The organism is Burkholderia sp. Bp8998 (assembly GCF_003854235.1).
In the GTDB taxonomy this organism is placed as follows: domain Bacteria; phylum Pseudomonadota; class Gammaproteobacteria; order Burkholderiales; family Burkholderiaceae; genus Burkholderia.
In genome coordinates, this window is record NZ_QTQF01000020.1 from 44,632 (window position 1) to 63,801 (window position 19,170).

The 19,170-nt window shown below is 63.9% G+C and carries 15 protein-coding genes; 1 reads left to right on the forward strand and 14 read right to left on the reverse strand.

Going from position 1 to position 19,170, the window contains the following annotated elements; translation table 11 throughout:
* Window positions 1-171 precede the first annotated feature (171 nt).
* The 10 genes from DIE06_RS20410 to DIE06_RS20455 all read right to left on the reverse strand — a co-directional run bounded on the left by DIE06_RS20410 (window position 172) and on the right by DIE06_RS20455 (window position 13,698).
* Complete coding sequence (locus DIE06_RS20410; RefSeq protein ID WP_124662893.1) at window positions 172-480, reverse strand: hypothetical protein; 309 nt, start codon at window positions 478-480, stop codon at window positions 172-174.
* Between the two features lie 108 nt (window positions 481-588).
* Window positions 589-1,374 carry an RHS repeat domain-containing protein gene (locus DIE06_RS20415; protein ID WP_124662894.1) on the reverse strand — a complete coding sequence of 262 codons (786 nt, stop codon included), beginning with the start codon at window positions 1,372-1,374 and terminating at the stop codon, window positions 589-591.
* A 60-nt stretch (window positions 1,375-1,434) separates the two neighbouring features.
* Window positions 1,435-1,878: a hypothetical protein gene (locus tag DIE06_RS20420; RefSeq protein WP_124662895.1), complete on the reverse strand. Its 444-nt coding sequence runs from the start codon at window positions 1,876-1,878 to the stop codon at window positions 1,435-1,437.
* Window positions 1,829-6,154: an RHS repeat-associated core domain-containing protein gene (locus DIE06_RS20425; RefSeq protein WP_260433666.1), complete on the reverse strand. Its 4,326-nt coding sequence runs from the start codon at window positions 6,152-6,154 to the stop codon at window positions 1,829-1,831. Before DIE06_RS20425 ends, DIE06_RS20420 begins: the two co-directional genes overlap by 50 nt.
* Window positions 6,151-6,609: a DcrB-related protein gene (locus DIE06_RS20430; protein ID WP_124662896.1), complete on the reverse strand. Its 459-nt coding sequence runs from the start codon at window positions 6,607-6,609 to the stop codon at window positions 6,151-6,153. Before DIE06_RS20430 ends, DIE06_RS20425 begins: the two co-directional genes overlap by 4 nt.
* Before the next feature lie 17 nt (window positions 6,610-6,626).
* Window positions 6,627-8,765 carry a type VI secretion system Vgr family protein gene (locus tag DIE06_RS20435; protein WP_124662897.1) on the reverse strand — a complete coding sequence of 713 codons (2,139 nt, stop codon included), beginning with the start codon at window positions 8,763-8,765 and terminating at the stop codon, window positions 6,627-6,629.
* Between the two features lie 133 nt (window positions 8,766-8,898).
* On the reverse strand, window positions 8,899-10,788 hold the full coding sequence (gene tssF, locus DIE06_RS20440; protein ID WP_124662898.1) for a type VI secretion system baseplate subunit TssF: 1,890 nt from the start codon (window positions 10,786-10,788) through the stop codon (window positions 8,899-8,901).
* A gap of 343 nt (window positions 10,789-11,131) precedes the next feature.
* Window positions 11,132-11,641, reverse strand: coding sequence for an OmpA family protein (locus DIE06_RS20445; protein WP_124662972.1), 510 nt, complete (start codon window positions 11,639-11,641; stop codon window positions 11,132-11,134).
* Between the two features lie 84 nt (window positions 11,642-11,725).
* Window positions 11,726-12,994: a diguanylate cyclase domain-containing protein gene (locus DIE06_RS20450; RefSeq protein WP_124662899.1), complete on the reverse strand. Its 1,269-nt coding sequence runs from the start codon at window positions 12,992-12,994 to the stop codon at window positions 11,726-11,728.
* Window positions 12,991-13,698, reverse strand: coding sequence for a YfiR family protein (locus DIE06_RS20455; RefSeq protein WP_124662973.1), 708 nt, complete (start codon window positions 13,696-13,698; stop codon window positions 12,991-12,993). The genes DIE06_RS20450 and DIE06_RS20455 overlap by 4 nt, the downstream gene beginning before the upstream one ends.
* A gap of 376 nt (window positions 13,699-14,074) precedes the next feature.
* Between DIE06_RS20455 and DIE06_RS20460 the strand changes: the two genes are divergently transcribed.
* Complete coding sequence (locus tag DIE06_RS20460; RefSeq protein WP_124662900.1) at window positions 14,075-15,316, forward strand: FAD-binding oxidoreductase; 1,242 nt, start codon at window positions 14,075-14,077, stop codon at window positions 15,314-15,316.
* A 16-nt stretch (window positions 15,317-15,332) separates the two neighbouring features.
* On the opposite strand, the gene DIE06_RS20465 is transcribed toward DIE06_RS20460, so the two are convergent.
* The 4 genes from DIE06_RS20465 to DIE06_RS20480 form a co-directional block, all read right to left on the reverse strand.
* Window positions 15,333-16,094 (reverse strand): FadR/GntR family transcriptional regulator, encoded by a 762-nt coding sequence (locus DIE06_RS20465; RefSeq protein ID WP_124662901.1) that lies wholly within the window; start codon window positions 16,092-16,094, stop codon window positions 15,333-15,335.
* Between the two features lie 71 nt (window positions 16,095-16,165).
* Window positions 16,166-17,056: an amidohydrolase gene (locus DIE06_RS20470; RefSeq protein ID WP_124662902.1), complete on the reverse strand. Its 891-nt coding sequence runs from the start codon at window positions 17,054-17,056 to the stop codon at window positions 16,166-16,168.
* Between the two features lie 48 nt (window positions 17,057-17,104).
* A complete protein-coding gene (locus tag DIE06_RS20475; RefSeq protein WP_124662903.1) occupies window positions 17,105-18,046 on the reverse strand; it encodes an ABC transporter substrate-binding protein in 942 nt (313 codons plus the stop codon).
* Window positions 18,047-18,130: 84 nt separating this feature from the next.
* A complete protein-coding gene (locus DIE06_RS20480) occupies window positions 18,131-19,168 on the reverse strand; it encodes an ABC transporter permease (protein WP_124662904.1) in 1,038 nt (345 codons plus the stop codon).
* Between the last annotated feature and the right edge of the window lie 2 nt (window positions 19,169-19,170).

Sequence of the window (19,170 nt, forward strand, 5' to 3'; positions counted from 1 at the left end):
CCCACTCAAGCTCCCGATGTCCGGATCGTCGAACCGGAAATCGTCTTGCTGACGCGATTGCCAAGCTCGTCGTAGGTGTGTGCGAGCCAGCCAGTCGGCGCGTACTCCTCGACAACGGCTCCCTTCCTTCGTTAGCGCTTCCGCGTTCGGTATAGCAGCGAATTCAGTCTTTCACCTCACCTTCCATTTATTTAAGTAACCTTCGAATTTCTCCCAAAATCCCTCATCAAACACGCTCTCCTCATTCAAATTCAAATCCCCACCAATTTCCCGATAAATATCAACATTAATCTCATTTGGATCAAATCCTATATCCATCAGATCAATAAACAATCCCTCATAGGCCATCTCATATTCATCATGGTCAATGAAGTGCCGAACTGCATCCACTGTTTCCTGGCCTAATTTTCCTCCGTATGCCTCAAGCAACAGCAACAGTTGATCCTTAACAAATCCATAATCTATTTCATTTTCATTCACACACTTACCCACATTACGGAGGATTAGGCGCAACATTGATCGAATATGCCGTCGATATTTTTTCCGGCATAAGTTGGATGCGTCGGCGGATAAAAATCAACCCTGATCTCAATTCCGTCTCGGACACCGACAACATAGGGAGAATTCCATTTTCCAACACCTGCTACTGAATGCGGGTCCGTAGCAACATCCGACGCATGCTGCAAAAATATCACTATCACTCCAATGAGATGGAACCTCCGTCTTCCCGGGCTTTCCGGCACCATATCTATGGCGATTCAAAATATGATCCTTTCTGTGCTCGGTTAGATCGCAAGATAACCCTAGAGGATCAATCCACGTGACCGAATTCGGTGCGTACTGATAGAGGTTCACTCCCCCCATCAATCCGATCGGATCCGGGTTGATGAACCGCCCGAGATCCGGATCGTAGAACCGGAAAGTGTTGTAGTGCAGCCCCGTCTCGCGATACAGATACTGCCCTGGAACCGCAGGTTCTGTGACCGCGGCGCACGAGTCTGCGCTGGTGCGGCCGCGGACACTTCGTCCCAAGACGGCGTCGCGCTGAGGTGCACGCGCGATCCACTCCTCCTGCACCGCGTTGCCCCACACCTTGTAGCGTGCCTGCCAAACCAGCTCGCCATCGGCGTCAGTCAGTTCCTCCGGCAGCCCCGAAACGTCGTTGTGGAAGTAGTAAACCGCATCCCCTACATCCGCATCGTCAGCCGCCGCCTTCCCTTGATCAATCTGATCAAGCGGCACGCAACTATTGGACTCGTACAAATACGTCAGCGCTTCCCCACCCTGACGATCGTGATACGCCTCCTGTACCACCGCATACCGTCCCACAGGAAATCCGTGCGCGCGCAACTGCCATTGAGCTTCCGAATCCACCGGCCGAACGCGTCGTACTCGAAATGCGTTGTCGTCTCGTCCTCCATCTTCGCGGCCAAATTACGTGATTTCCACATCCTCTATATTATCTCCGCGCACCACCCACTTCCGCCCCGAACTTGACACGAACGCAACTCCATCGTGAATCTTCTCTAGAGATACAAAAGGCTCAGAATCCAAAGACATCAACGCCCAATCAAGAACATCATTAGTTTTTTTATAAAAGAAACCACACGACCCATGAGCAGATGCCTCACCACCAACGTAGATCGAACCCGCAATAGTCACAGCGAAATTCTGAAATACGTCAGTCAAATCATCCTCTGACACATGAATTGATCTATCCATTTCTGGCTGACCATCTTTTATTCTGTATCCAACCACATCAGATTTTCCAATGACAACACAATCGGCGTAAAAGAACCGCTCCCCAAGCAAAATATCGTGAAGAATATCAGCAACCAACTTTATCTCTCCTATTTCTAGCAACTCGCGCTTGGCCATCCGCCTTACCAATGACAGGCCGTTCTGAAGTCCCATACTTCCCGAGTCCATTTCTTCCTAATCGCTCATCGAAAGCATCATTCCACGACTTTCCTGTTGTCGATTTCGGATATGGGCTCTCTCCATCAACAATATTTACTGGAACCTTATCAACCTTATTTTCCAACGCAGCATCAAGGCGTCGATTATCAAAGCTTACCATTTTACCATCGCGAATCATTACATTTAAAGGATCGCCGAACCATCCCTTTTGATTCATGACTGCAGCGTAGTCGTTTGGACTAACCCACGATTGACTGAAATTTATCAATCTTGGATCGACCATAATGGGACTTAGCCCCCAAGGGTCGATCCACGTGATCGAGTTAGGTGCAAATTGATAGAGGTTCGCTCCCCCCAGTAATCCGATCGGATCGGGATTGATGAATCGCCCGATGTCCGGATCGTAGAACCGGAAAGTGTTGTAGTGCAACCCGGTCTCACGGTCCAGATACTGCCCCTGGAAGCGCAGGTTCTGTGGTCGTGGTGCGTGTATCAACGTCGGCGCGGCCACCGACACTTCACCCCAGGAGGCTGTCGATCTCTGCGGCGCCCGCGCGATCCATTCCTCCTGCACTGAGTTTCCCCACACCTTGTAGCGAGCCTGCCAGACCAGCTCACCATCGGCGTCAGTCAGTTCCTCAGGGAGCCCTGAAACGTCGTTGTGAAAGTAGTAGACCGCGTCTCGTGCATCCGCATCGTTAGCCGCCGGCTTGCCTTGATCAATACGAGCAAGCGGCACATAACTATTGGACTCGTACAAGTACGTCAGCGCTTCCTCACCCTGACGGTCGTGATACGTCTCCTGCACCAACCGCATGCCGTCCCACAGGAAATCCGTGCTCGCATAACTCCCATTGAGCTTCCGAATCCGCCGCCCAAACGCGTCGTATTCGAAATGCGCCGTCCCGATGCCGAGCCGGTCCTTCGTCACGACCGACTTCAACTGGTTCCAATCGTCGTACTCAAGAACCAGCTCTTTAGCAGGCCCGTGCCCACTCAGCTTGCGAACGAGCCGCCCATGCGAGTCGTACTCAAAACGCTTGTCCTCGAACATCTTGAGCCGGTTGTGCTCAACGAATCCGCCCGGGTGATCGCTCGACACCAGGTTGGCCGCCGCATCCCAGCGAAACACTTCCGACGGCAATCCCGGCCCCGCCGCCTGTTCGATGCGCCCCGTCGGGTCATACCGATAGCTCGTCGTGCCATAACGCTGATCACGCTTCTGGATCACGTCGCCTGCTGCATCGTATTGCCACTGCTTCGCAAGCAACTCGCCGCCCGCCTTGCCTCGCTGCGCAGCGTGCCGCGCACGACGACCCACCGCGTCATACCCGAAATGGCTCGTCAGCTTGCCCTGCGTCCGTAGCACCTCGCGATGCAGATCATCCCGTTCGATGTCCGCGACTGCGGCACCATCGAAACGAATCTGGTGCACGTGCCCCGAACCGTAATGCAGCCAATCGATCGTGCGCTCGCCGGAAATCGTCGTGCTGACGCGATTCCCAAGCTCGTCGTAGGTATGTGCGAGCCAGCCAGTCGGCGTGTACTCCTCGACGACCTCACCACGCGCGTCGTATTTCAAGCTGACCCGATTCTTCAGCGATGGCCCACGCGCGGCAAGCGCGTACAACTCGGCCGATGTGATGCGGCCTGCCTTGTCATACAGGTATTCGCAACGCTCATGCGAGGCTTGTTTCGCGGTCAGTTGCCCGATCGCGTCGCGTTCGTATCGCGTCTCGATCTGCCCATCGCGTACGATCGTGCCTTGACCGCACACGTCGTACTCGTATGTACGCTTGTGGCCATCGAGGCCAATCTGCGTGAAAACCAGATCGCGACGGTCATATTGAAAGCGATACGTCTCACGATTTTCGTTGGTCAAACTCTCGAGCCTGAACGCATCGTCGTAGCCGAACCGCACGACACGATCAGCCGCATCCGTACGCGACAACAACAATCCACGCGCATCGAGTTCGTAACGCGTGCTGCGCTGATTCGCATCAACAACTTCAACGAGACGCCCCGCCGCATCGTACCGAAACGTCTGACGCGCACCATCGGCCGTCCCGATCCCCGTGACCCGCCCCATCGCATCCGTTTCGTACACGGTGGCGTGGCCGGCGGCATCCGTCACCCGCGCAAGCGCACCGCGTGCGTCATACGCGAACCGCGTGACCTTGCCGGAACAATCGGTATACGAAGTCAACTGGGCCCGACGATTCCATTCGAGGAACTTGTACCCGCCACGCGCATCGCGAATCGTATGCACGAGCCCGCGCTCATCGCGGTAATACTCCGTCGCGAAGCCCGCCGGATCGCGCGTCATCGTCAGGTTGCCGCGATCGTCGTATCGGTAGATCCAGCGCGCATTGGCCGGATCGGTTTCAGCAACGGGCAGATCGTAGTGCCCGTTCCACTCGGTGCGCTCGACCTGACCAAGCGCATCGATACGCTGCGTCTGCCGCCCGCGCTCGTCGTATTCGAAACGGGTCGTGTTGCCGGCCGGGTCGGTCGTGCTGACCAACTGCCGCATCGCATTCCACTCGAGTCGCCACACATGGCCTTCGGCATCCGTGTGACTCGTCGGCTGCTGGTCCTCGTTCCAGGTCCACTGCGTAACGCGACCGATCTGGTCGGTGATCGTCACCGTACGCTGCGCGAGGTCCGCATCGAACATGTACGCTTCGCCGTCGTCGGTCCAGTGGCGCACGACACGCGCATCGCGACCGACTCCCTGCCACGCATAAAAGCACTTCAAGCCACCGCGCAACGTATGCTGGACCATCAGTCCGCGCTCGTATGCGAAGCGACGCGCGGTGTGGCCGCCGCGATCGGTGACGGCCACCAGTTCGCCCGCATCGTTGTATGCGTAACGCACTAGCGTGTCGGGCCGTTCGCCGTCGACGCCGCGGCTCAACTCGATCGCGGCAACGCGTCGGGAATGCAATCTTTCATAGACCAGCGTCAGCATGCGTCCGGCGCTGTCATGCAGCCGCGCGGGCCGCACGGCCCCATCGGCCGCTTCCTGCTCAACCTCGATCCAGTTACCGTTGCGATCTTCGAGCCGCCACAGCTTGAGCGTCTCGCTGTCCGCATCGCTACGCGCGCGGCCGAAATCGCGATACACCCCATCGACCGTTTCAACCACGTAGTGGCCGCCTTCGGTGCAGATCAGGTAAATACCTTCCGGCACGCTGAAATGACTTTCACCCGGTGGCACGGCCGGAAACACGATATCGCGCCCCTGCTCATCCCAATACGTGATCGACGTGACCTCGCCACGCTCACGCGCGAGCCGAAGCTCAACGCTGATCGGCACGCTCCATCCCGCCCCGAACAGACTGTCCGCGCGATCATCGTGGCTACTGTAGAAACGCCGCCACACGATCGGCAGTGGCCCGGGCAATGCGAAGTCGGTGTCGTCTGTGCCGTCGAGAATCTTGCCGCCGGTAATGACGTTGACCGGGTGGCCGGCTGAAGGCCTCGCCAGACTGCCGAGCCAGGTCCCAAACGCACCGGCCGCAAAATTAATCGCAAGACACGGCACCTTGCTCTTCAGAAACTGCCCCCAGCTCATCTTGCCGCGACCGCATACCGCCAACGCAATACCAAGCGCAGCCCCCAGCCACCCGAGCCGCGTGGCCGACTTCACATCCCGCACCCGCTGCGTACCGCCACCGATGAAAACGTTGTCGGAACCTTCGGCGATCGTCCCGTCGCAAGTCGTCTTGTCGCCAACCCGCGCCGCCGGCTGATCGTTGATGTAAACGCTGCCCGACCCGTCGGCAATCATCTGCGGCCCGGGATGATCCGTGCACGCGACGGTATCGAGATCCCCCGGCTGCGCCGCCCGCGCGGCCGGCTTGTCGTTGACGTAAACGTCCCCCGAGCCGCTCGCGATCTTGCCTTTGATCTCGGGCGGCGCGATCGCGTCGGCCAGCGCCTTCGCCCCGTCGTCGATGGCTTCGTTCATGCCGCTCGCTTCCATCAGCGCGCCCGAGCCGACCGCCACGCCGACACCGATCGCGATCACGAGCGGCGTCGCCAACCCGGCCGTGCCGATTTCGAGTGCGGCGAGGCCGACGAACACCAGCCCCTCCATCGCCTCCGCCACCAATGCGCCGACGACGGCACCGCCGATCACCGACCCGACCGTGCCGGCAAGCTCACCCCAGAACGACGTATGCTGGATCGGGTCTTCGAAGCGCGCGGCCGCGAAGTGTTCCGCGCTCACGACGCGTCACCCGCCCCGAGCCGGGTCGGTCCGGTGCCGCGCGGCTGGAAACTGGCGAGCATCCGATCGGCGATCGCCTGCTGTTCCTCGGTCAGCGGTGCCGCGCTGGTCAGCGTCATCACCAGCACGCGGCCGGCATCGTCCGACGGGAACATGGTCTGCATCTGATGCCAGAGCCGGCCGTCGCGCTCGTGCGTCGAATCGATCTGGATGCCCGCACGCCCGGCGACCGTCACTGGCCGGCGTGCCTTCTCGGTCAGCATCCTGGCATCGCGCGACGCCACTTCCCATTCGCGCGCGACGAACGCGTCGAGATTCTCCCCGTCGCGGAACCGCCCGCGGGCGATCACGAGATTGAGGCCACCGGGGCCGACGTTCATCATCAGGATGTTGACGGTGCGGTCGAGCGCGGCGTCCGGCAGTTCGAAGGTGCCTTCGTGGATTGCGTAGTGCATGGCTGGTGTCGTTCGAATTATTTGTTGAGATCGATGCGCTTGCCGTTGACCATCACGCCGTCGTCGGTCATCAGGATCACGGAGCCCTTGTGCTCCAGGCGGATGCCTTCCGGCGCGAGCGAGATCGAGCTGTCCTGCACCTTCAGCAGGATGCCGCGCTCGGCCACGTAGGCTTGCGTCCCGCCGCCGCCGTCCTTGGCCGGCGTCGTCACCTCGACGGTGGTCGCGGTCGTGGCGCGCTTCTCGGCGATCGTCTCGGTCAGGTTGCCCTGCGGAATCTGCTTCTCTTCGCTGCCGGTCGCCACGAGGACGGTACGCATCGGCCCCAGCACCTTGTGCGTCTCGTTGTTCTCGACGACGGTGTTCATGTCCTTCTGCGCATGCATGAAGAATTCCTGCATGCCGTTCGTGTCGGTCATGCGGATCTCGTTCGACCCCTGCCCCTTATGCGTCTGGCTCTTGATCCCCATCGTCTGCCCGGCCGCGCCGTGATACGGGTTGCCTTGCTCGCCGTTGAACACGCGGCCGACGATCACCGGGTTGTCCGGATCACCCTGATTGAACGCCACGAGCACTTCCTGCTTGATCCGCGGAATCGCGGCCGCACCCCAGCCATCACCCGCCCACGGTTGCGACACGCGCACCCACATCGAGTCGGACCCATCCTTCTTGCCGCGCCGATCCCACGGAAAGTTCACCTTCACGGCGCTCCCGTTCGTATAGATCTCCTCGCCCTTCGGACCGACGACGATTGCCGACTGCGTGCCGTGGATCACCGGTTTCGGCGTCGCACGCGGCGCACGGTACGGAATCTTCTTCGGCAACAACGCGAAGCTGTTGCGGTACGGCAGCTTTGCGCTGTGCTGCGTGTAGTCGTTCACGGCCTCGTGACGCACGTGCAGGATCACGTATTCCTGGTTGTTTTCGAGCACCGGGTGATTGGCCACGGTCACCGCGCCGGCCGTCGTCATGCGCCATGCGTAGCCGCCGCCGGTATAGCGATGAGCCTGCGCCTCTTCGGCCTCCATCGCGAAACGCGCATAGCGGTTGCCGTCGTCACCATGGTCATACAGCGACTGGTGCTCGAACCGCTCGGTTGCGTCGAGCCGCGCATGCTTGAGATTCTGCGGCTCGGCCTCGACCAGCATCAGCGGCGACGACGGATTCTGGTGATTGAAGTCGCGAAACGTGACCTTGCCGACGCCAAAGCGCCGGCCTTCGTGCAACTGATCGATACCGCTGTCCTCACTCGCCTCGGTCGCGGCGAACGGCACGGTCGCCAGGCCGGCTATCGGACGAAACAGCAGGTTCGTGTCGCCGATCACGAGAAAGTGCTTGTCCTTCTCGTAGCGGTGCGTCCAGACCAGCCCCTCCTGCTCCATCAGCCGCGCGCAGAAGTTGTAGTAGGACTCCTGGTACATCACGACGTACTCGAGCGGCTTCTGGCTGGTCCGGATATCGAACACGAAATCGGAAAACCCGTGCTCCTGGAAAATCTCAGTGAGGATGTCCTGCGCGGTCTTGTTCTGGAAGATCCGGCAGTCGGTCGAGCGGGTCAGGAACCAGAACCACGGAACGGCCGTCAGGTGATACTGCGTGACGTTCCCGGGATTGCCGGCGCGGTCGAACGATGCGACGTAGCCGTCGAAGTAACGGTCGTTGTCGCCAGTGCCGGATGCGACGACGCGCTCGAGCGTCGACAAGCGCGCCTGCTGATCGAACCGGATCTTGACCTGCTGGCCGATCAGGTCGTCCGGGCGCAGGTCGTGGCGGTGCGACAGCAGGTCGAGGTGGATTTCCGGCAACCGGTTCACGTACTCGTCGACGACGGCCGCGCTGACCAGCAGCACGTCGGGCCCAAGCGGCGTATCGAGCGTCACGTAACGATTGAGCTGGGTCAGGCGCGCGGGGTTGGCGGCGCCGTTGATCGCCTCGGCAATCGCGCCGGGCGTCTTGTCCATCAGCGAGAAACCGGTTTGCGCGAGCTGCATCGCGCGCAGGACGGTGTCGACGTGCCCGGCCAGGCCGGCGAGCGGCCCGAGGCTTCCGGCCACGCTCGACGCGATCGGCGCGGCAAGGCCGCCGAGCGCGCTCAGGGAGCCGAGCGCACTGCCGCCCAAACCGTTGGGAATACCCCCGTTCGGAGCGAAACTCATTCTTGTTCCTTGCTTATGTTCTCAGGTTCCATGGGCCGGCTGACAGGCCCGAAGCCACGATAATGTAGGACAAAAGCCGACCGCATGAAAGACGTCCGCAAACGTTTCCGTTCCGCCCCTCATAATCGCAAGGCTAGGCCAGTGGCTGCACGCCGGGGCACGGTTGTCCGCGGCGAAGCACCGCGCCGGTATGCGCGGACATCAGCACAATCTGCACGAAACTCGTGACAGGCACGTACGGCGCGAAAAACCGCTCCATCACGTGCGCGAGCCCACCCAGACTGAACCCGGCGAAACGCTGCTCATCCACGACCAACCGCACTTCCAGCCCCTGCACGAACGCGGATGCCGGCTTGCCGGGCAGCCAGCACCGGACGCGCGCGGTCGACAACGACACGAGCGCATCGAAGCGCCGGCCAGCGTCGACCGAACCTTCCGCCCAGCGCTTGCAGAGCCGCCGAAGTTGGGTCAAACCGCCGTTATCCAGTCGAATCGCCTGTGGCACGAGAAGCGACAGCAGATCCCACAGCTCCCCGTAGCGGAAAGCCGGCGACCGGCTCCGGGTCGGCCGGTTCAGCAGCATGATCGTTCCCACCGGGTCGCCTTTCGCCAGCGCCAGCTCGCGCGCCTGCATCCCGGACAGGTCACCCTGCGTACACGAAAGCCGGATCGCCAGCTTGCGCTTGCCCGGATCGGCAGGTCGGCCGTCCCGATCCGTCAATTGGAGTTCGACGCCGTGGAGCGGTTCTGGCGTGTCGTCCGAGGCTGGGGCCGGCGTCGGCGCCTTGTCCGCCTGTTTGGCGTCGGAATCGACAGGCTTCTGCTTCGGTGCCCGCCTGGCCTCGTCGCGCAATACCGTCCAGAACAACCCCGGACGGCCGTCCATGCCGTGCCGTAGCGAATGGAATGGCGCGAGGGTCGATGGTCCCGCGTCGGAAACCTGACGAACGGCGTCGATCGACCAGATGTCCGTCTGCGACGTACCTGCTTGTGCAAGCGCCTTCACCGGGTAATACGCGCAACCGGCGTGCGTCTCGATCGGCGCGGCATCGTCCGGAAACAGGTTGATCACCGGCGTACAGAACAAGCGCACATGGTCGGCCGTCGCGGCGGCCAGACGCTGGGCGCGATGCGAGTCGGGATGCACACCAGCGATCGCGAGATGCAGCGCGACGCGACGACTATCGCCGGCGGCCCGCTTGAGCGGTCGCATGTCGACGTCGACAAAGTCGAAACGCTCCGGAACAGCGCAGTACTCCATCAGCAGGTGAAACGGCCCGAGGGCGTCATCAGGCGGCATGTCGAGCAGCGCATCGGTCGGCTCGAGGCCGACGGCCGTCAATGCCTCGCCCGGAAGACGCTTCCAGCGACCGGAATCGCCGGCTTCGGCGAAACTTCGTACGGCAAGCAGGCGCGCGGCGTCCGTGAGTGCCGCGACGACCTCGCGCGCGCCGGAGAAGTGCAGACGCAACGTGTCCGGCACGATCGCGAAGGTCGCTTCCGTCGATGTCAGCTCGAACGTGACGGTCAGCAACCCGGTCGTTTCCGGGGGCAACGTCGCGTCTCGCGGCGCGATCGCCGACGTCGCGTAACGCACCGCCGCAACGGTCAGCGGCACGATCGTGACGTCATCCGACGTACGAAATACTTCCCGGCCGGCGGGTGCGATCAATCGATCACCGCGACAGATGACGCGAGGTGCGGTCAGCTTGTCGGTCCGGTCGCCATGAAATTGCGCGATCGCGCAGGAGGGAAACGGGCGCAGGAACGCGCCGTGCAGCGATTCGAGAAGGGCGTGCGTAAACGCCGGCACATCATCTTCGAGGCGGATGCCGTGAGCCGCCGCCATCAACGCGAACGACTGCAGCAGACGCTCGACATGCGGGTCTTCCGAACGCTCGCCGGTGATCGACAGGCGCGCCGCGATTTTGGGGTAACGCTGCGCGAAGGTCTGCATCGAACGGCGCAGCAGCGCGATCTCGCGTTCGAAGTGCGGGAGCAGATCGTTGGGTTCGAGGGCCATACACGTTCCGGTGGCCGCTGCGCTCGCCGATCGGCCACGCAGCGTTCAAAAAATGCGGAACGATTCTATTCAGGCAATTGAAAACCTCGTTTCGAATTTACCCGGACGCTTCCGGTCACGCATGACGGTTTCACGACGCCTGTCCGTCCCGGACGCCATGAACATCAAGGTCCGCCACGCATGATCGGACGCTCCGGCGTCTGCGTGGCAATGGTGGCAAACCGTTACAGCCGAACGCATCGAGACGTTCCAATGTCCGTGCATTCAGCATGCAGACCGGGCGGATTGCAGGTCGGCAGGTCATGACTGGCAATCGGTGCGCGCGAATGTGCGATGCGCTCCCTCACCTCGGCGACACCACGATCGCCGCTCGCCGATTCTGCGCCCGCCCTGCTACGGTCCGGTTGTCCCCGACAGGATCGCTCTTCCCCTTCCCGACCACCGCAATCTGCTTCCGATCCAACCCAACGTCCACGAGCTCGATCGCCACCACCTCCGCCCGCCGCCTCGACAACTCGAGATCGTAGGCCGCCGCCCCCTCCTCGTCCGAGTACCCGTAAACCCGCACGCCATTGATCCCCGCCGACCGCAACGTCCTCCCGATCCGCTCGACAATCCGCCTCACATCCGGCTTGAGGTTGTATCGATCGAAGTCGAACAAAATCGGCCCCGTCGACCCGAACTCGAACCCCTGCTCGGTCTCATGGAACCCGGCCGACTTCAGCGTCGTGACCTGCGTCTGCGTGAGCCCCCGATGAAGCGGCGGCGTCTTGCACCCGCCAAGCAGCAGGCACAGCAACACCGCGCTCGCGACGCACATCCTCCCAATGCTCACAGGCAACGCGTTTTTCATCATCGACCCCTTCGTATGCGCCCGCGTGGCGTGCGCTTCTTATCCCGCCGCCGCGGCCTCGCCCGCAGCGCGAAACGATAGACCTCAAACCCGCCCGGCGACGACTTCCGCCAACTGCCACGACCCCGGCCGCGCACGCTTGGCGCGGTACATCGCGGCATCCGCCGCGCGCAGCAAGCCGCTCGCGTCCGACGCGTGATCGGGATACAGCGCGACGCCGGCACTCAACATGGTGGCCACCATGCGTCCGTCGGGCAGCTCGATCGACGGCGCCATGCCGGACAAGATCTCGTCGGCGATCCGGCACACGCTGTCGGTTTCGCGCACGCCCGTCAGCATCACCGCGAACTCATCGCCGCCCAGGCGAGCGACGAGATCGGTGTCGCGCACCTGCGCGCGCAACCGCGCCGCGACGCCGATCAATACCGCGTCGCCGGCGTCGTGACCAAGGCAGTCGTTGATTTCCTTGAAGCGGTCGCAGTCGAGATACAGGACGGCGACCCGCTGCCCCGTCACCACGGCATCGCAGAGTGCCAGTGACAGACGCGACTCGAACTGCACGCGATTGGGCAAACCCGTGAGCGCATCGTGCGTCGCCTTGTGTTCGAGCGACGCGTTCTCGTCGCGCAGCGTGTTCTGCCAGTCTTCGAATTCGTCGAGCAGCGCATTGAAGTCGTCGCCGAGCTGGTTCAGTTCGGCGATCGCCACGGGTTCGACGCGACGCGCGAACGCACGCTCGCGCCGCACGGCGTGCGCGACGCTGGCGAGCGCGCGCAGCGGCGCGACGATATTGCGCAACAGGCGCTTCGAGCTGACATACGCGCCGAACACGCTGACGACAAGACAGCCGAGAATGCCGCCGATCCCGCCCAGCAGGAAGCCGAAGAACTCGTGCCCGCGGCCGCGCACGATCACGTGGCCGACGACGGCGCCGTCGTGCATCACGGGGACGGTCGCCGGCCCGGGCAACGCGAAATCAGCGACGACGCGCTCGAGCCGCGCGATCCGGTCGCCTGCCGGAAACTCCCAGGTCGCGAACAACTCGCCCTTGCCATCGGTCACCACCACCTTCGCGACGTCCTCGTCGTTGGCGATCGTGGCGATCGCCTCGTTCGCCGCGACGCGGTCGCCGAACACGAGCGCCGCCTCGACCGTATAACCGAGCGAGCGGGCCAGCAGGTTCAGGTTGTTGCCGGCGTATGCGCGCAACGCGATCACGGCAACGACGACCAACGACACGGCGGCCATCGCAACCGCGACGAACGCGAGGCGCAAATGCGCACGGCGCAACACGGTTTGCAGCGTCGGGCGCGGCACGCGTGAAGATGAAACGGGGGGCGCGGAACGTGTCATGGCGTCAACGCCCGCCGCGCGAGGTTGAGCACGTTCGGATGCACACGCACGCCACTGCGCGCGACGGCGTCGAGATTGATGTCGAACGTGACGCTTTCGCCCTCGACCGTGAGACAGAACATGCTGCCCGCGGTGCAGGACGGATCGTGTTCGGCGATGGTCAGCACCGGATGGCCGGCCAGCGCGACTCTCACCCGCGTTCGCTCGTCGGTGCCCAGCATGCCGAGATACACGACGTCGCAGGCAACGGCAAGCCCGGGATCGTCGAAGCGGACGCGCTGCACGTCGAGCACGGTCGAGCCGGCCTGCATCGTGTCGGTCAGGTCGCCCGCGTAGTCGGGCCGCCCCGTCACGCACAGATGCAGGCGAACGGGCGTCGTCGGCCAGCGCGTGAAACTGACGATGCCGAGCACGACCTGGCGGACGGCGGAGTCATGTGACGAAAAGGCGGGACCGGCAGGATTGGCGGGGATCGTGGTGGCGGCCAGTCGCAGCGTGTCGACCGCATTGTCCGTATCGGCAAGCGCCGCGGCGAGGACGGCCGGCGCAACGCTCAGAACGCAAACGATTGCGATGAACGCGCGGCGCAACGAGGCGACTCGGCTCGACCAGCCGGACGCCGTCCGCGCGGCGATTGCCGTCGCGCCAGCTGGCGTCGATGCGGCCGCATCATTCGCGGCCGTCGCGCAAACACTCGCATCCATGATGGAAACATCTGCTGCAATCTTTCCCGGCGCTGCCTCCTCCCTGCCATGCGCGTGCAGGCACCGTACCACGCGCACGAGTGCTTCCATCTTAGGTAAAAATTCGCATCCCAAACCAGTGGGATACACCCGCCAAGTTACGTCATACGGTACGCGGAAACGATGCGCGATGCCACGCGCGACGATGCGCGCGAACACCCGCGCGGCAAGTCGCGCGACCGCAAACCGTCGCGCACGGGCCACCCACACTGCGTCGGCAGCGCACACCCTCTTGGTGCGTCACGCCGCTGCGGGTATGCTTTCAGTTCATACGATCTCCAACCCGGGCGCACACACCGCATCGCGGCCACGCGCCCCGCCAACGGCCACTTACACGATGGACTTCGACGTAATCGTTCTGGGCGCGGGCATCGTCGGCGTCTCCGCCGCGCTGCACCTGCAGGATCGCGGCCGCAAGGTCGCCCTCATCGACCGCGGTGCGCCCGGCGAAGGCACGAGCTTCGGCAACGCGGGGCTCATCGAGCGCTCGTCGGTCGAGCCGTATCCGTTCCCGCGCAGCCCGTTCACGCTGATGCGCTACGCGCTGAACCGCTCCACCGATCTCTACTGGCACAGCACGTCGCTGCCCGCGTTCGCGCCGTGGCTCGCGCGGTTCTGGTGGGAATCGGCGCCGCTGCGTCACGCGGCAGCTTCGCGCGACATGCTGCCGCTGATCGAGCGCTGCATCGTCGAGCACGACGCGCTGATCGCGCGCGCGGGCGCCACCGAGTTGATCCGCGCGAGCGGCTGGATGGAAGCGTTCCGCACGCCGGCCGCGTTCGAACGCGCGGTCGCCGATGCGGGACTCACCGCGCGCCGTCACGGGCTCGGCATCACGCCGCTCGATGCCGCGGCACTCCACGCGCAGGAGCCGAGCCTCGCGCCCGGCTTCTGCGGCGCGCTGCACTGGCTCGATCCGAAAAGCGTCGTCGATCCGTCCGCGCTCGTCAAAACCTACGCGCAACTCTTCGTGCAAGGCGGCGGCACGCTGCTCACGGGCGATGCCGCGAGCCTCGACGCGCTGTCGCCCGGCTGGCAAGTCACGACGGAGCAAGGCAAGATCGCCGCGCCGGCCGTGGTCGTCGCGCTCGGGCCGTGGTCCGACACGGTGTTCGGCAAGTTCGGCTACAAGATTCCGCTGCGCGAGAAGCGCGGCTATCACATGCACTACGCACCGTCAGCACGCGGCGCGCCGTCGGCGCCGATCGTCGATCGCGAATACGGCTACGTGATCGCGCCGATGCGGCGCGGATTGCGGCTGACCACCGGCGTCGAGATCGCGCGGCGCGGCCTGCCGCCAACGGGTGTGCAGCTCGATCGCGCGGAACGCGTCGCGCGCCCGGTGTTCGGCTTCGGCGAACGGCTCGACCCGCAGCCGTGGCTCGGCTTCCGGCCGTGCACGCCCGACATGCGGCCGGTGATCGGCCCCGCGCCCGCGCATCGCGGACTGTGGTTCGCGTTCGGGCACAACCATCACGGGCTCACGCTCGGCCCCGTCTCCGGCCGCCTGCTGGCCGAGATGATGACGGGCGAAACGCCGTTCACCGACCCGACGCCCTACCGCGCCGACCGGTTCTGATTCCGAATGCCCGCGCTCAGTCGAGCGCGCGGCCGAAGATCCGGATCACTTCGTCGAGATGCTCGGCCATCGCGCGGCGCGCGGCTTCCGGGTCGCGCGCGCGGATCGCGTCGAGGATCGCGCGGTGCTCGAGCTCCGACCGGCGCGGCATGTCGTTCGGCATGTACAGCGACTGCAGCCGCTGGAACATCAGGTCGTACTTGTGCGCGAGCAACTGCTTGATCATCAGCGCATACGCCGGGTTGTCGCTCGCTTCCGCGATACGGATATGGAACAGCCGGTCGCCCGGGTGCGTGAGCGAACCGCTGCGGTTGTCCTCCTGGTTGCGCAGGAACGCCTCGTGAATCCCTTCGATCTGCGCGTCCGAACCGTGCTTCGCGGCGAGCGACGCGGCTTCCGGCTCGATCAGCCGGCGCGCCTGCAGCAGCGCGAACGGCGGGATTTCGGTATCGAGATCGAGCGCGATGCCGAGTTCGGGATCGATCTCGACGATCGAGAACGGCGCAACCTTCGTATCGGGCCGCGGTTCCGGTGCGGCAGCCGCCTCGGGGTGGCGCACCTTCACGCCGTCGCCGACACGCACACTGACGAGCCCGCTGACTTCGAGCGCGATCAACGCCTCGCGCACCGACGTGCGCGACACGCCGAACTGCTCGGCCAGTTCGCGCTCGGGCGGCAGATAGCTGCCCGGCGGGAAATCGCCGGACTCGATCATCGCGCTGAGCTTGTCGGCGATCTGCTGGTAAAGGCGGCGGTTCTGAATCGGCTGGATGGACATACGTTGATACAGGTAAGCGATTGCGTTGCGGACGATCCGACGAATGGCGCGTCAGGCCATTCGCGCCTATTTTATATGCCGGGCTTCGGGTCGCCGGGCACCGCATAGCAACGCGCGGCCGTGCCGCCCCACAACGCGTTGCGTTCGGCCGCCGACAATCGCGCCTCGGCCCAGCGCTCGACCAGCGACGCCACTTCGTCATACGACGCCGCGAGCAGGCACACGGGCCAGTCCGAGCCGAACATCAGCCGCTGCGGGCCGAACGCGTCGAGCGCGGCATCGAGGCATTGCTCGATGTGCCGGATGTCCTGCCCGCGCAGGCCGCGCCGCCAGTCGGTCTCGGTCACGAGCCCCGACAGCTTGCACACGACGTGCGGCAGCGCGCCCAACTCGCGCAACCCGGCACGCCAGCCTGCGAGCGCGGTGTCGTCGCGGTCGAACTCGGCGAGCGCGGGCTTGCCGGCATGATCGAGCACGAGCCAGTGCGCATCGTGCCGCGCGCAGAACGCGCGCACGTCGGGCAACTGACGTTCGAACACGAGCACGTCGTACACATAGCCATTCTTCTGCAGCCACGCGACGCCGCGATTGAACGCCGGATCCGCGACGAACGCGCCGACGTCGGCTTCGTCCTGCAGCTGGTGACGAAAACCGCGCAGCTTCGGGCTGCGCCATGCGGCGATCCGGTCGGCGAGTTCCGGCGTACCGAGATCCTCCCAGCCGACCACCGCCGCGATGCGCGGGTCGTCGCGGGCGAGATCGAGCAGGAACGCCGTCTCGTCGCGCCCGGCGCGCGCCTGCACCGCGATCGACGCGCCGAGCGCCTGCGCATGCATCTGCGGCCACAGCGCGTCGGGCAGGTAATCGCGGGCGAGCACGCCCATCCCCGGGCCGATCCACGGGTAGTCGGCCGCGCGGTAACGCCAGAAGTGCTGATGGGAATCGATACGCACTGCGCCCATGGTGTCCTCGTCGTTCGCCCTCACCCGCGGCATCCCATCACGTCGCGCTCAGTCGTACAACACCGCCGTGATCTTCGGGTCGTCGATATTGGTCTTGTCATACCAGTAGAAACCGGTATCGATGACCTTCGGCAGCTTCTCGCCCTTGATTGCCTTCACGGCCGCTTCAACCGTCTTGTAGCCGATCCCGACCGGGTTCTGCGTGATCGCGCCGGCCATCAGCCCGCTGCGGATCGCATCCTTCTGCTGCTTGCCCGAATCGTAGCCGATGATGACGACCTTGCGCTTCATCTCGCGCACACCGTTCACCACGCCGATCGCCGAGCCTTCGTTGGTGCCGAACAGGCCCTTGAGCTTCGGATAGGCCTGCAGGATCGACTTCGTCACTTCGGTGGACTTCAGCTGGTCGCCCTCGCCGTACTGCACGGTCACGACCTTGACCTTCGGGTGCGCCGACTTCATGCGCTCGAGAAAGCCGTCGCGGCGATCGATGCCGGTACGGCTCGTCTGGTCGTGCGCGACCACGGCCACTTCGCCTTCGTCGCCGATCAGCGCGGCGAGCTTGTCGGCGGCGAGCGCGGCGGCGGCCTTGTTGTTGGTCGCGGCGGTCGTGACCGGGATGTCGCTGTCGACGCCCGAGTCGAACGCGATGACCGGAATCTTCTCGGCCTGCGCCTTCTTCAGGAGCGGCAGCGCGGCCTTGCTGTCGAGCGCCGCGAAGCCGAGCGCGGCCGGCTTCTTCGCGATCGCGGCGGACAGCATGTCGATCTGCTTGTCGACCATCGCCTCGGTTTCGGGGCCCTCGAAGGTCACCTTCACCTTGTAGTCCTTCGCGGCCTGCATCGCGCCCGCCTTCACGGCCTGCCAGAACTGATGCTGGAAGCCCTTCGAGATCAGCGGGATGTAGGTTTCCTGCGCCTGCGCGCCGGTCGTCACGCCGATGGCGAACGTCAGCCCGACGATCGCGTTCAACACCTTGCTCCTGATCACTTCGCGTCTCCTTGGTTGGTATCGACTGAAATGCCGGCCCGGCCGGCGGTGCAGCGCCTGTGTTCGTGTTCGTTCGTGCGTACGTCAGCGGCGGCGCCGGCGCAGGATGTCCAGGTAGACCGCGAGGATGATGATCACGCCCGTCACGACGGTCTGCCATTCCTGCGCGACCGACATGATGCGCAGGCCGTTGGTCAGCACGCTCATGATGAACGCGCCGATGATGGTGCCGACGATGCTGCCCGCGCCGCCCGACAGCGACGTGCCGCCGATCACGACGGCCGCGATCGCGTCGAGCTCGTAGCCCTGCCCGAGCGCAGGCTGCGCGGAATTCAGCCGCGACGCGATCAGGAGCCCGGCGATCCCGCACACCGCGCCGCTGAACGTGTAGACGGCGATCTTCCACGCATCGACGTTCACGCCGGACAGCCGCAGCGCTTCCTCGTTGCTGCCGAGCGCGAACGTGTAGCGGCCGAAGAGGGTGCGGTTCAGCACGATCGACGCGCCGATCGCGACGAGGAACAGGATCAGCACCGCGTTCGGGATCGGCAGCGCGGGAATCAGGCTGCCGATCAGCGAATCCTGCGCGATCGACGTGAAGCCCGGCGTGTCGTTGAAGTAGATCGGCCGCGTGCCCGAGATCACGAGCGACAGCCCCTTGAGCAGCATCATCATGCCGAGCGTCGCGATGAACGGCGGCACCTTCATCTTCGCGATCACGAAGCCCGACACGCTGCCCGACAGCGCGCCGAAGCACAGCGCCGCCAGGATCCCGAGCGGCAGCGGCATCCCCCAGTTCGTCAGCACGACGCCCGCCATCACCGCGCAGAACGTCATCAGCGTGCCGACCGACAGGTCGATACCCGACGTGATGATCACGTACGTACATGCGACGGCCAGCACGCCGTTCACGGCGGTGGCCTGCAGGATCGCGACGAGGTTGTCGACTTCGAGGAAGTTCGGCGACGCGAAGCTGAAGAACACGATCAACAGCACGAGGCTCGCGAACGCGAGCAGCTTCTGCCGCGCGGCCGGGTTGAAGAAGCGCGACTTCAGGCTCGATGCGGCGGCCTGCGTGTCGCTGGAAGCAAGGGGCGGAACGGGATGCGTATCGTTGGACATGA

What these genes read in the sequence shown, in the direction of transcription:
- DIE06_RS20420 (WP_124662895.1), bottom strand. Translation starts at nt 1,878, where the DNA reads ATGGCCAAGCGCGAGTTGCTAGAAATAGGAGAGATAAAGTTGGTTGCT.
- DIE06_RS20430 (WP_124662896.1), bottom strand. Translation starts at nt 6,609, where the DNA reads ATGCACTACGCAATCCACGAAGGCACCTTCGAACTGCCGGACGCCGCG.
- DIE06_RS20435 (WP_124662897.1), bottom strand. Translation starts at nt 8,765, where the DNA reads ATGAGTTTCGCTCCGAACGGGGGTATTCCCAACGGTTTGGGCGGCAGT.
- tssF (WP_124662898.1), bottom strand. Translation starts at nt 10,788, where the DNA reads ATGGCCCTCGAACCCAACGATCTGCTCCCGCACTTCGAACGCGAGATC.
- DIE06_RS20445 (WP_124662972.1), bottom strand. Translation starts at nt 11,641, where the DNA reads ATGAAAAACGCGTTGCCTGTGAGCATTGGGAGGATGTGCGTCGCGAGC.
- DIE06_RS20450 (WP_124662899.1), bottom strand. Translation starts at nt 12,994, where the DNA reads ATGACACGTTCCGCGCCCCCCGTTTCATCTTCACGCGTGCCGCGCCCG.
- DIE06_RS20455 (WP_124662973.1), bottom strand. Translation starts at nt 13,698, where the DNA reads ATGGATGCGAGTGTTTGCGCGACGGCCGCGAATGATGCGGCCGCATCG.
- DIE06_RS20460 (WP_124662900.1), top strand. Translation starts at nt 14,075, where the DNA reads ATGGACTTCGACGTAATCGTTCTGGGCGCGGGCATCGTCGGCGTCTCC.
- DIE06_RS20465 (WP_124662901.1), bottom strand. Translation starts at nt 16,094, where the DNA reads ATGTCCATCCAGCCGATTCAGAACCGCCGCCTTTACCAGCAGATCGCC.
- DIE06_RS20470 (WP_124662902.1), bottom strand. Translation starts at nt 17,056, where the DNA reads ATGGGCGCAGTGCGTATCGATTCCCATCAGCACTTCTGGCGTTACCGC.
- DIE06_RS20480 (WP_124662904.1), bottom strand. Translation starts at nt 19,168, where the DNA reads ATGTCCAACGATACGCATCCCGTTCCGCCCCTTGCTTCCAGCGACACG.